10 protein-coding genes are annotated in these 13,395 nt (G+C 46.9%); 4 read left to right on the top strand and 6 right to left on the bottom strand.

The features are described 5' to 3' along the window. Positions 1–363 precede the first annotated feature (363 nt). From VB740_RS07890 to VB740_RS07875, 4 genes are all read left to right on the top strand, one after another. The gene (locus tag VB740_RS07890) at positions 364–555 is read left to right on the top strand and encodes a hypothetical protein (protein ID WP_323199491.1); all 192 of its coding nucleotides are present in this window, start codon (positions 364–366) and stop codon (positions 553–555) included. A gap of 10 nt (positions 556–565) precedes the next feature. Then, on the top strand, positions 566–2,605 hold the full coding sequence (locus VB740_RS07885; RefSeq protein WP_323199490.1) for a GAF domain-containing protein: 2,040 nt from the start codon (positions 566–568) through the stop codon (positions 2,603–2,605). A gap of 97 nt (positions 2,606–2,702) precedes the next feature. Further along, complete coding sequence (locus VB740_RS07880; protein ID WP_323199489.1) at positions 2,703–3,086, top strand: response regulator; 384 nt, start codon at positions 2,703–2,705, stop codon at positions 3,084–3,086. 379 nt (positions 3,087–3,465) lie between these two features. Then, positions 3,466–4,059 (top strand): Uma2 family endonuclease, encoded by a 594-nt coding sequence (locus tag VB740_RS07875; protein ID WP_323199488.1) that lies wholly within the window; start codon positions 3,466–3,468, stop codon positions 4,057–4,059. A 165-nt stretch (positions 4,060–4,224) separates the two neighbouring features. Here the strand turns inward: VB740_RS07875 and cheB are convergent, their stop codons facing one another. From cheB to VB740_RS07845, 6 genes are all read right to left on the bottom strand, one after another. Continuing rightward, entirely contained in the window at positions 4,225–5,361 is a 1,137-nt protein-coding gene (gene cheB / locus VB740_RS07870; RefSeq protein WP_323199487.1) for a chemotaxis-specific protein-glutamate methyltransferase CheB, read from the bottom strand. A gap of 58 nt (positions 5,362–5,419) precedes the next feature. Then, positions 5,420–7,759 (bottom strand): hybrid sensor histidine kinase/response regulator, encoded by a 2,340-nt coding sequence (locus VB740_RS07865; RefSeq protein WP_323199486.1) that lies wholly within the window; start codon positions 7,757–7,759, stop codon positions 5,420–5,422. Then, positions 7,752–9,158, bottom strand: coding sequence for a methyl-accepting chemotaxis protein (locus tag VB740_RS07860; protein ID WP_323199485.1), 1,407 nt, complete (start codon positions 9,156–9,158; stop codon positions 7,752–7,754). The genes VB740_RS07865 and VB740_RS07860 overlap by 8 nt, the downstream gene beginning before the upstream one ends. A 92-nt stretch (positions 9,159–9,250) precedes the next feature. Beyond that, a complete protein-coding gene (locus VB740_RS07855; protein ID WP_323199484.1) occupies positions 9,251–10,705 on the bottom strand; it encodes a CHASE3 domain-containing protein in 1,455 nt (484 codons plus the stop codon). A gap of 1 nt (position 10,706) precedes the next feature. Continuing rightward, on the bottom strand, positions 10,707–11,798 hold the full coding sequence (locus VB740_RS07850; RefSeq protein WP_323199483.1) for a chemotaxis protein CheW: 1,092 nt from the start codon (positions 11,796–11,798) through the stop codon (positions 10,707–10,709). Positions 11,799–11,805: 7 nt separating this feature from the next. Continuing rightward, complete coding sequence (locus VB740_RS07845) at positions 11,806–13,350, bottom strand: CheR family methyltransferase (protein WP_323199482.1); 1,545 nt, start codon at positions 13,348–13,350, stop codon at positions 11,806–11,808. Positions 13,351–13,395: the final 45 nt, after the last annotated feature.

The following is a 13,395-nucleotide window of genomic DNA, read 5'->3' as shown; positions in this document are numbered from 1 at the left end:
TTAACCTTTACCCTTTTTCCCCTCTTGCAAAAAGCACTTTTGCAAGAGGTCTAATATACCGCGTGATTTCAGTCACTTCACAGAGCTGGAACTCTCACTATGTTATTCAAAGGATCGAGCTTGAAAGCTTTTGAAGGCTCCAATCTCAGTACAAATGTTTCAAAATGCGAATTGCTATCTATGTTCAGCCTCAGTCGCATTGTTACAAAACTTGTGAATAATGCCTGCAAATATACGTCAGCAGAGGGAATCATTACAGTGTTAGCCAGAGTTGAGAAGTCAGCACTGGCTCAACCCTAGCTATCCGCTAACAGCATCTCCTCACTCCTTGTTAAAGTCAGCAACACCGGAGTTTAAATTGACTTGGAAAAACAATCCCGCATCTTTGATCGGTTCTACTGCATTCCCAACCACGAACCCTGGAAAGATAGCGGTAGTGGCTTGAAACTAACACTGATCGAGAAGTTGGTGCAACAAATAGCTGGCGCGATCGCGGCGGAAAGCACCATCCAAAACACCTGTTTCACCGTCAAATTGGCGATCGCACCCAAATAAAAATAAAACTATGAAAATCCCTGATTTATTACTTGATTCCGTGCTCTCCTGTACAACGATGCCCTGCACCAGCGAACTGACACGCCTCAAAGCAGTGTATCAGTTTCAGGGTTTGGGTACTGTACCCAATCAGGCATTAGATGACTTGACAGCACTGGCGGCCGATCTGTGCCAAACTCCAATAGCACTGGTGAGTTTTATCGGAGCCGATCGCCAGTTGGTTAAGTCTAAGGTGGGAATCACGTTAACAGAGATTCGACGAGACCTCACGTTTTGTAACTACACCATTCGCCAATCAGATGTCTTTGTGATTCCAGATACTCTGGTCGATCCCCACTTTGCCACCAATCCCTTCGTTATAAATGCTCCCAATATCCGATTTTATGCCGGAGTCCCCCTGATAACGGCTGGCGGTTGCGTCCTGGGTACACTCTGCGTCATGGACATTGAACCGCGCAATCTGAGCCAGAAACAACAGAAGGGATTGCAGACACTTGGCCACCAAGTCGTAGCACAATTGGAGCTAAAGCGCAACACCACGAAGCTGCGTCAAATGATCCCGGAAATCAAACAACTAAAACAGCAATTAATTACTCAGGAATTGGTTGGTCAACAAGATTCAATTCTGTTTAATCTAGCAAATCAAATCCGTAATTCTCTGGATCTGGACACGATTTTACAAACAGCAGTAAATGAGATTCATACTCTGTTGCAAGTCGATCGCTGTGACTTTGTGTGGTGTCTGCCCAACAAAGATCGGTTCAAGTTTATGGTGACTCACGAAGCGACTAACCCAGAGATTCAGATGGCGTTGGGGGAACTTTCCCTTGGGTCTGGCTCCGTTCTGGCAGAAACTATTTTAAATCTAGATATGCTAAGGATTGAGGATGTTTCTACTACCTCAGAAGCACTCACCCCGGAGGATAGCGTCCTGCTGCATGAACTGGCAGTAACCTCGGTGCTGTTGCTGCCACTGAGAACCCATTCTGGTCAATTGGGTGCTATTGTTTGCCATCACTGTCGCGGTTCGCGCCAATGGACTGATAGCGAAGTTCGGTTACTCAAAGCTGTCACCGATCAAGTAGCGATCGCTCTCGATCAGGCAGAACTGCTTGCCCAAACACGAGCAACCGCCTTTGCCGCTCAAACTCAAGCCACCTATCTAGGGAACGCCCTGAGCCAGTTGCAGCAAACCCAAATGCAACTGGTACAGCAAGAGAAGATGTCGAGCCTGGGACAATTGGTGGCCGGAGTTGCCCACGAAATCAACAACCCGGTAAACTTTATTAACGGCAATATTACTTATGCAAGCAACTATGTTCGGGATTTGCTGGAACTATTGCATCTTTATCAGGCAACCTATCCCAATGGAACTGATGCTATTCAGGAAAAGATAGAGACTATCGATCTTGATTTCTTGATGCAAGATTTGCCTAATCTATTGTCGTCGATGCAAATGGGTGGAGAACGAATTCGGCAAATTGTCCTATCTCTGCGGAACTTCTCGCGCCTGGATGAAGCCGAGATGAAACCTGTGGATATCCATGAAGGGATTGAAAACACTTTGTTAATTTTGAAGAGTCGCTTGAAATTAACCAGTGCCAAGTTTGAGATTCAGGTGATTAAAGCATACGAAAATTTACCGCCTGTTGATTGTTATGCGGGGCAATTGAATCAAGTATTTATGAATCTTTTGGGTAATGCGATCGATGCCTTAGATGAAACGCCTAATCCGATCATTACCATTCAAACAGAACTCATTAGTAGAGAATCGGGTAGTTCCGATCTATCTCAACTCTCCCACGCAGATAGTGTAGTGATTCGGATTCGAGATAACGGTTCTGGCATGACAGAAACAACCCAGCAAAAACTGTTCAATCCATTCTTCACCACCAAACCCATCGGCAAGGGAACCGGGCTGGGACTGTCCATCAGCTATCAAATTGTGGTTGAAAAACATGGCGGCATTTTAAAATGCTCCTCAGAACTTGGGAAAGGCAGCGAGTTCTTGATTCAAATTCCGGTTGAGCCTCTGGTTAAAAATACTTGAAGTGTGTATAAAATTATCAAAATATCAATTGTTCAAGTCTTACTTTGGGAATGCTAGAGTAAACGCCAACGATGATTGACTCATCGACTTGTAAAGTATGTCAAATGGTACGACAAGCTCACCGATTGTTCTCGCGCTTGATGATAGCCCTGTGATTCATCAAATGATTAAACGAGCGTTAGAACCGAGCTATCAAGTAATAACAGCTGCTAACGCGGTTGATGCCCTGTCGATCATTTATCATCAACCGATTTCAGTCTTGCTATTAGATGTGCAGATGCCGGATGTAAACGGGTTGGAGTTTTGCCGCACGGTGCGGAGCCTACCGCAGTTTCAGCATTTGCCTGTGATTATGGTGACTTCTCAAGATTCCCCCTTCGACCGGGTGAAGGGTCATCTGGCGGGTGCAACAGAATATCTAATCAAACCTTTTGATGCTGAACAATTGCGCGAAGCTGTACGAAAATTTATTGGCTCCTGATCTGCTTGTTCATCAGACTTCGGCGTAAGCGCCCAGTCGAACGCTGCCCACCCCACAATAGTTATATAAATCTTAGGTATGTAAATTAGATGTGGTTTCAATACTTGTCAGTTAAGGGGCAAAGGGGAAGGTGGGGCCCCCTCTGGGGATAAGGGGCGGGGGGAAAGGGAAATTAAAAACCCTTAACCCTTACCCTTTAACCCTTTCCCAAAACCAAACTTTGGGTTCAAAATGCAAAACCCGAGTAGTATTGGATGTGGTTTAGCTTAACAGTGTGCGATCGGTAAAACATTAGCGCAGAATAAGGATTTGCTAAGATTGGCACAGCCAGTTTTCTATCCTGACAGCCTTGCGGCGGCGATCGCGGAGATTCCTAGCCATGACTCAAACTGCACCCAACGTCCCCAAGTTGATGACAATGGAGGAATACCTTGCCTATGACGACGGTACTGACACGCGCTATGAGCTTGTAGATGGAGAGTTAGTAGAAGTGCCGACTGAATCCCCAGAAAACTGCAAGCTTGCCAAACTCCTCATGTTGGAATTAGCAAAATACATTTCGATTGTGCTGATCAACCTCAAAGATATGGAAATTGTGGTGAGTGGCAAACGAGCAAAGGTGCGCTTACCCGATCTGACCATACTGAGTGAGGAAGGATACGCAACGCTGGCAGGACAACGCAGCAACACAATTACCCAAGATATGCCACCGCCAATCTTGGTGGTTGAGGTGGTTTCACCTGGACAAGACAACCGCGACCGGGACTATCGTTACAAACGCACAGAATATGCGGCGCGAGGGATTGCGGAATACTGGATTATTGACCCAGAAAGGCAACAAATAACGCTGTGCTTATGGGTGAACGGGCAATATGAAGACACGATTTATACGGGTGACACCCCCCTAACATCGACGATCATTCCTGGTTTTAAGCTGAGTGCTGCTCAGATTCTGGCATTTGGACAAAATTAGCCCCTTGGATAAGATGCGTTGCACGTTATAGCTACACCTAACCCAATACGGTTAGGATAAGCATTTTGAACTCAAAATAGGGTTTGGGGAAAAGGGAAAAGGGTAAGGGTTAAAGGTTTTTTATTCCCCTTTTCCCTTTCCCCTTTAACCGAACCGTATTGACACCTAACCCAGCCTATAACTGGAAATTCGATTCAATAGCATGGGAGCAATTTCGCTGATTGGCAAAATATGTTGGGCGGCTCCCAGAGCGATCGCTTCTTTGGGCATCCCGAAGACAACGCAGGTTTGTTCATCCTGGGCAATGGTAGTGCCTCCGGCTTGGGCGATCGCTTGTAATCCATCTGCACCATCCCGCCCCATGCCAGTCAGCAAAATACCAACCGCCGATCGCGGGTAGCAGGTGGCAACGGCTTGAAACAAAGCTGTGACGGAGGGACGATGCCCGGAAACGGCAGGGGTGCTGACGGTGGTTAATCGCCCTTGAGTGTCGAGTTGCAGGTGTTTTCGTTCGGGAGCGAAGTAGACAGTACCCGGTTTGGGAAATTCTCCCGGTTGGGCAATCTTCACCCGCAGGAAACATTCTGCTGCCAGCCAATCTACCAGTCCTTGCAGAAATCCTTCGCTGATATGTTGGACGCACAGAATGGGTACGGGAAAGTTTGCAGGCAGTTGTTTTAGGATGGTGTATAATGCCTGGGGGCCGCCTGTGGAGGCTCCGATCGCCACGACTTTGGGCAGGGACGCAAGTTTTAGAGCGTCAGTACGAATGGGGAATTGCGAGTTACTGACCGATTTTGGGCTGAATGGTTCTGGCTTACTTTTCGGGCTAACAGGATGCGTTCTGGGTTCTACCGTCGCAGTTCGGGAAGTGTGGCGAGTAAAGACTGTAACCCCTGCCAGAACTTTGATCCGGTTGATTAATTCGTGCTTGACTTGTTCATAGTCTGAAAGTGAGTCAATGCTGGGTTTGGGAAAAACATCCAAAGCACCCGCTTGCAGCAGTTTAAAAACATTGCGGGAATCTTCTTGAGTATTGACAGAGGCGCTGATCACCAGAATGGGACGGGGATAGTCTGTCATAATCCGGCGAGTTAGTTCCAGTCCATCCATTTTGGGCATGTGGAGATCGGTACAGATTACCTGCGGCTGTGCGGCTGGAATTCGCTCCAATGCTTCCACGCCATTGGGAGCAGTTCCCACCACATCCACTTCCGGGGAACTCGCCAGAATCCGCTTGAGGATGGTTAAGGCGACGAGGGAATCCTCCACCAGAAAGACGCGAATCGGGGCATTTTTCATCAATTGACAGTAAGTTCAGATTTTACGAGAAAATTATTCTTCATTCATCCAAAAACCTCTACACTAACCGTTTGAGGGTTGACAGCAAGGCTTCTTGATTAAAGCTGCCTTTGATAATGTAGGCATTGGCTCCGGCTTCTGCACCCCGACGTTTATCTTCATCGCTGGCAAGGGAAGTAACCAAGATAATTGGAAGTTCGCTATATTCTTGATATTGGCGGATTTTAGCAGTTAACCCCAAGCCATCAAGATTTGGCATTTGCACATCGCTAACAACGGCATCAACGGTGTGCGTTCGCAGTTTGTTCAATCCATCCAAACCATCCACAGCAGTAATCACTTGATAGCCTGCGGTTTCTAAAATCCGCTTTTCTTGCGTGCGTGTGGCAATAGAATCTTCGACTAATAAGACGGTTTGTTTCGTAGGCGCAAGTTGACGAGTTTGGGTAGAAGAAATGGATTGCGATCGCGATCGGGCTGACTTCACCAAATCCTGGGGATTCAGCACCATACATACATCTCCAGTGCCTAAAATTGTTGCCCCAGAAACATTGCGGACTCGTTTAAGTAACTGACTTTGGGGTTTAATCAGTACATCTTGCTCATCCACTAAAGCATCCACCACTACACCCAGTTGTGCTTGCCCAACCTGAAGAATAATACAGGAAAGCGCCGTTTCTTGAGTTAATCCAGATGGCATCGGGGGCAGTTCTAATAGATCAGCCAACTGCACAATCGAAATGGGTTGGCTATCCCGAATTATTGTGTCACGTCCTTCTAAGGGAAAAATCTCTTCTGATTTGATCAAGCAGGCGGTTCGCACAAACTCAACTGGGATGGCGTAGGGCATTTGGTTCACTTGCACAATCAAGACATGGGCGGTTGCCAAGGTGATACTGAGATTGACACGCAGCGTACATCCCCGTCCGGGAAACGATTCTACCTCAATCGTACCTTTCAATTTCTCGACATTGGTTTGCACTACATCCAACCCCACGCCCCGTCCTGATACTTCTGTCACCAGGGGGGCTGTTGAAAACCCCGGTGCGAAGATCAACGCCTGGATCTGGCTCGGAGTCATTGCTGCCGATTCTTCCTCCCTGCAAATGCCCCGTTTCACCGCTATTTGTTTGATTTTATCCAGGTCAAGCCCCCGGCCATCATCACTGATTTCCAGCACAATGTTAGTGGGAGTTTGGTAAGCTCTGAGCCGAATTGTTGCCGTTGTTGGTTTTCCTAGACGTTCCCGTTCCTGTGGTGGCTCAATCCCGTGATCGATCGCATTCCGCAGGATGTGCATTAGCGGATCTTTCATTTCTTCCAACAAGCGTTTGTCGGCAAGGGTGTCTTTGCCTTCTGTGATCAACTCCACTAATTTTCCCTGCTGCTGCGCCAAATCGCGCACCATCCGAGGAAAGAGGTTGAAAATCGTTGCAAAGGGTAGCAATCGTAGGGTACGAATACCTTCTTCTAGATCGCTACTTAGTTGTTCCAGTCGGGTTGTGTCTTCTGAAAGGGAACTCTGCAAGGTTTTCACCAAATGGCCCAATTGCTCTAATCGTTTTTCAGAGTGATGATGAAAAGTTTCTAGACGTTGGTGGGCGACATTACCTTGTTGCTCTCGGCTGAAGGCAAACCGATTAGTGAACAAATCTCGATTCCATTCTTCCCACAAATTAGCGATCGCCTCAATTTCTCCCAGCCGATGAGCAATCCGAATTTTGGTCACAGTTAACTCCCCTGCTTGCGTCATCAACGTATCTAGATGGCGAGTACTAACGCGGATAGTTTCGATGCGGTAGGAGGAGGGGGAGTGGGGAGTGGGGAGTGGGGAATGGGGAGTAGGGATTGCTCCGTTTTCCTCTTGCTCTTGATTTCTTTTAAGGGTATTGTTTTTTACTTTATTTTTAAAATTAATACAGTTGACTTCTGACCCCTGACTCTCATTCTCTCCCGGATCTCCCCCTTTTCCCTGCTGCGCTCCCATCAATTCGGCTAGAACAGAAAAGGTATCAACCCTGGCAGGTTCTCCGGTGACGGCTTCGTGAACAAGTTTGCGGATGGTGGCGATCGCATGGGCGAGGCGTTCATAGGGCGTATCTGTTGTACCATTGCCCAACGAGGATGCAGGGTTTTCTTGTTGCTTGAGTTGAGTCAAAATATGCTCAATCTGATGCGCCAGAGTGCCTACATCTTTAACTCCCAGCATATTGGCATCGCCTTTAAGAGAATGCGCTTCCCGCATCATGGCTTCCAGGACAGCCAGATCATCGGGATGGTTTTCCAGATACAGCAATCCATCATCTAGGTTTTGCAGGTGTTCTTCGCTGGCTACTTTGAAAACGTCTCTCAGTTCTTCATCATCAATCATCATGGTGTTAAATCCTATCTTAGACAACGGCTTTTAGTTCCTGGGCGGCATCATTCAGCCGTTGGGTGCCGACTTTAATTTGACTGATGCCAGAGGCGGTTTCTCTGGCGGCAATGTTGAGCGAGTTCATGGCTTCTACCACCTGTTGAACTGCGATCGCCTGTTGATTGGAGGTAAGGGAAATTTGCTGACCATTCAGCGCGATCGTTTTGATGGCATCCACAATCTTTTCTACGGTTTTCGTGCCTTCATTAGTCACCATGACGGTGGAATTAGTCGATTTTTGAATGTCTACGACCAGTACATTAATTTTTTCAGCCGATCGCTTACTCTGGTCTGCCAGTTTGCGAATTTCGGCAGCAACAACCGCAAAGCCTTTGCCATGTTCCCCTGCTCTTACCGCTTCCACTGCCGCGTTGAGCGCCAGCATATTAGTTTGGCTTGCCAGGTCACTAACAAGGGTGGAGATCATGCCGATTTGATTGGTTTGTTCGCTCAGGTGGAGAATTTGGGCGGCAATGTCGCCTACTTTTTCTCGTAGGCTCGATTGGCTAGACTGACCCTCTTGAGTGCGACCGTCTACCAGCAACAACACCTGCCGCGCCCCTGCGGCTGAGGCTTCTGCTTGTTCGGCAGACTGGCGTGAGGAAGCCGCTAATTCATCCATTGTGGTGGTGGTTTGATTGACAGAACTGGCTTGTTGGATTGTGGCGCGTTCTTGCTGCTCGATCGTTGTGGCAATTTCGGTTGTAGAAGTTACGATCGCACTGGCTGATTCATTTATCCGTCGAGCAGTACGGCTAATTACCCAGATGCCAATCAAAACCGACAACAGCAAGGAGAGTCCAGTCGCACACAGGATGGTTAGCTTGAGCATATCGAGCGCTGCTTGCTGTTGCTTGGCGGCCATGATCACATTCTGATCTTCTCGCCTCTGAATTTCATCGATCGCACTTGTCAGGTCATCAACCATACTGCGGGCATTTTCGTGACTCCAGGTTTCAACAGCTTCCTGAACCTTGCCCTGATTAACTTTGGCAATCAAATCATCCTCGACAACCATCAAATTATTCAGCAGCCCCTCTAACCTGGTTAACGACTGTCGCTCTTGCTCGGTTCTAGCAAGCGACATGAGCTTTGATAAAAGTTCCTTGAAGCTTTTTTGAGATTTTTGGTATTCCTGAAATGATGTCTGATTTTTTTCTAACAAATAGCCCCGAACTGACTTAGAACCGCTTTGCACATTCGTGGCAAGGGCATTAATCGCGGAATTAACGTTATAGGAAGAAACTAAATCTTGCGATCGCTGGCTCACAAGGTTGATATTGAAGAATATCAGCCCCGCAGAAATTACCAACGCCAAAATGGGAACTGCATAGCTGCCCATAATTGAGTATCTCAGTTTCCAATTTCGCTTACTTTCCATCTTGTTATCTCTTGTAAGTGAATGAGTTCGGGAGTTCCAGATATTGCTTTCATTTGCACACTTAGCGATCAGACTTTTGAATCAAGGGAAGATTAGACAATACTCTGTAGTCTGGAGGCTGCGTCATTAAGTTGGTGAGTGCTAACACGAGTCTGACTGATGCCACTGGCTGTCTCTCTAGCAGAGCTATTGAGTGCATTCATTACCTGTAAAACTTGCTGAACCGCCGTTGCTTGCTGATTGGCGTTGAGCGAGATTTGCTGAATATTCAACACCATACCGTTGACAGCATCGGTGACATTGGTAAAGACTTGCACCGTCTGCTCAGTCATTGCCGCCCCCTGTTGGGCAGTTTTTGTGCTTTCATCTGTCATCACAACGGTTGAGTTGATGGCGGATTGAATGTCATTAACCAGCCCATTAATTTTTTCAGCTGATTTCTTACTTTGGTCTGCCAGTTTGCGAATTTCGGCGGCAACGACTGCAAATCCCTTGCCTTGTTCTCCCGCCCGGACTGCCTCCACTGCTGCATTTAGCGCCAGCATATTAGTTTGATTTGCCAGGTCGCTCACTAACCCAGAAATACTGCCAATTTGCTTGGTTTGTTCATTCAGGCGCAGCATCTGGTCTGCTACTGCACTGACTCTGTGACTCAAGGCTGCCATTCCTTCCAGGGTGCGGGTCAGTGAATGATTGCCTTGATCTGCCAAATTTAAGACCTGTTGAGCGCTGGTGGAAGCAGTGGCTGCTTGCTTGGCAGACTGTTGGGCAGAGGCGCTGAGTTCATCCATTGTGGTGGTGGTTTCGCTGACCGAGGTTGCCTGTTGGGTGGCAGTGCGCTCTTGTTGCTCGACCGTAGCGGCAATTTCATTGGATGAGGAGGCGATCACGTTAGCGACCTGGGTAATCGGTCGCACAATTCCACGGGCAATGAAGAATAACACGAATGAGCCGAATAGGATCGCGATCGTGGTTCCTCCCAAGGAAACCAAGTCTGCCACGAATGCTGTCTGCTTTGCTGTCTGTTGCCTATCAGCCAGCAACCGCTGCTCAACCTGCATCATTTCTACCAATTTGGCCCGAATCTCATCCATAATCTGCTTGCCTTTATTAGAAAGGATCAGATTCATGGCTTCCTGGCGTTTTCCCTGCTGCGTCAACTCAATGGTTTCAGCAAGTTCTGCCATTTTGTCTTTTGCCAGTTGCTTGACCTGATTCAACCGTGTAACTTGTTCTGGGTTGTCCTGAATCAGCTTGTTGGCCTCATCAAAGGTTTTCTCAAAATTGGCAACGGATCTGTTGTAAGGCTCCAAATAGTTCGCCTTTTGGGTGAGAATAAAGCCACGCTGTCCGGTTTCGGCATCGAGCAGAAACTTGGTAATATCCTCCAGATTTCCCTTAACCTGGTAGGTATGGCTGATCCAACCATTGGACTCCACTAACTTGTTGGTCGTGAGCTTGGAGACAATGCCAATCACAATCATGACTACAAATACCGAACCAAACCCCAACGTAACAACCCGACCGAGCTTGAAATTGTATTGCATATTAGACCTCTTCATTGACAACCAACACTTCTGAAGTCAGCAGTTTGGACAAATTGATGATGCTCATCATCCGATCGCGATAAGGTGCGACACCCTGGAGATAGTCGTCTTTGGCAGAATGCAGGGCAATTGGAGCCGTGGTCATTTGGGAAGGATGAATATACGTCACATCAAAAATGTCATCGACGGCAATACCCGCCACTCGTTGCTCTAGACGAACGACAACGGCTTGCTGATGCGATGGGCTACTCCCCCGCACCCCATTCATGGGCAGATCGACTACATCATTGATGTTAATTAAGGTGACAATTTCACCCCGCAAGTTGATGTTGCCAAGAATGTGCGGCGGACAGCAGGGAATTGGGGTAATTTTGTGAATCTCAGTAAACTCATGTACAGTTTCCAAGCCAAACCCGAAGTATTCACCCCCCAACCCCACAACTGCCAGAGGCAAGAGCCACGCCGAATTCTCGTTATCAATCGAACACCGGAGAGCTTCAGTTCGCTCTTGAAAAATCTGTCGCTCCTGGGAATTGAAATGATCGTATAAGCCTTGATTTAGGGCTGAATCAGATGGGTGTTTTGGTTGGTCATTGACTGAGCCGTTGTTAAAATCAGAATTTGGATTGAAAGCGGTTTCCATAAAGGCGTATTGCACCAACAGTTCAGGATTGAGCAATGTAACGATGCCCTCCTCAACGTTGGTAATGCCAGTCACCAATCCATCCGGCAAACTTTCTTTTGACTGACCACACAAATTAGCAAAGATCCGATCGGATGCGATCGCTTGCACGCTATCTACTTGACTGACGATGATTCCGATTCGTTGAGTCTGCCACTCCAGAACAATCATGCTGTCAGTCAATTGAAAGGGGGGACGTGCTTGTTCTAAACAGTTATATAAATCCATCACGGGCAGAAACTTCCCTCGCAGGTTAATCACGCCTAAAATTGTGCTGGGAGTTTTTGCGTAGTTTACCGCCGTAGGCATCGCAGTCACTTCTGGCAGAAAGAAGAGTTCTTGCACGGCTGTAGCTGGAATGCCATAGCGTGAGTGATTGAGGTTAAATATTAAATAGGATTGCTCGTTCATAACTGGTTTAATTTAATTGCTTAAGAACGTGTGCTTTTAATTCGGCAGTGATTTGCTGGTTATTAGAATCAATCGCTTGCTCCTGGGGTAGATTTTGCAAAATTTCTAGAAGCGATCGCCAGATTTTTTGAGCCTGTTTTACATTTCCTTCTCGCTCATATATAGAACCCAATTCCAGATGAGCAGGAACAGAACTGGGAGTGAGATAAATAATACGTTTTAAAAATAGTTTTGCGCTGTGATGATCTCCTTGCTCTTCAGCAATTTGAGCCAACAAATAATAGGGTTCAATGGCCAATGGGCTGATCTGGAGTGCTTGCTGACACGCCTGATTTGCCTGGGAGTAATCGCCAAAATTCGCGTAAGCTTCTGCCATCAAACAATATGCCTGAAAGTGTTGGGGAACAAGAGCAATCAGTTGTTTCGCTATTTGAATAACATCGGCATAAGCTTCTTGAGTTAGTGATTGCTTGGCTGCATCCAAGAGGCTTTGCTGAGTGTTTGCGCTCCTCCAGCTTGGGAGAGCAGGGTAAGAAATTTCGGTTTTCCTACTCTCAAATTTGGGAGTAGGGATTAGGGGATGTAGGTCTTGGATTTTCTCGCAGAGTTGGCCACACCTGTGATAAGCCGCAGATTGCGGAAAATTTTTGACTTCAAACGGTTCAGTTTTTTGTCCGTGTAATTCTGTATGACCTGTCAGGAGAAACCCTCCCGGTGCCAGAGAGTAGTAAAACTTGTTTATAACTTGTGCGATCGCGTTGAAGTCAAAATAAATAAACACATTGCGGCAAAGAATCAAATCGAAATCGTGAAGGCTGGATGCGTAAGTGGGATAGCTATCCTGCATCAGATTTCCAGGTTGAAATGTCACCATTGCTCGAATAGCAGGATCGATTTTCCAACCTTTTTTGTGCGATTGAAAGTAGCGACTTTTGATCTCTGGAGTGCTTGTCCGAAAAGACCAATCGCTGTAAATTCCTTGTTGAGCCAGGGCGATCGCGGGTTGATTAATATCTGTGCCTAAAATTAGAATGTCCCACGCCTGATTGTCGGGGATCAGTTCCTTCACCAGAATGGCAAGTGAGTAAGCTTCTTCACCGGTCGAACACCCGGCACTCCAAAGCCGTAATGTCGGCCGATCAAATTTTCCATTGTCTGGGTTGCAGTGAGTTAAACTAAGCTCTCGTTTGCGCTCGATCAACTCTGGGAGCAACTGATTTTTGAGCAGGGACATCTGCCCCTGATCCCGAAAAAAATAAGTTTCAGTGACAGTGAGTAAAGAGATTAGTTCTTGCCACTCTGTCGCACTGGGAATTAATTGATTTGTTGCCACCAAGAGATGATAGTAATCATTGAGTGACGATAATCCCAGCGCCCGGATGCGAGTTAAAAGATTTTTCTTGAATGTATCTTGATACTGTGGTTGGATGTGAATGCCGAATGTATCAGCAATCAGACCAACTATCTGTACTATCTGTGACAAACTAAAGTCATCACTGCGTTGAGGATTGGGTTCAAATAAAATGGAGCGATCGCTGCTTATTTGATTCATCACTACATAGTTTTCGGGCGGATAGGGTTAGGGTTCCCATTTCAA

This window comes from Nostoc sp. UHCC 0251, assembly GCF_034932245.1.
GTDB lineage: Bacteria > Cyanobacteriota > Cyanobacteriia > Cyanobacteriales > Nostocaceae > Nostoc.
This window is presented reverse-complemented; position numbering and strand designations above follow the sequence as displayed.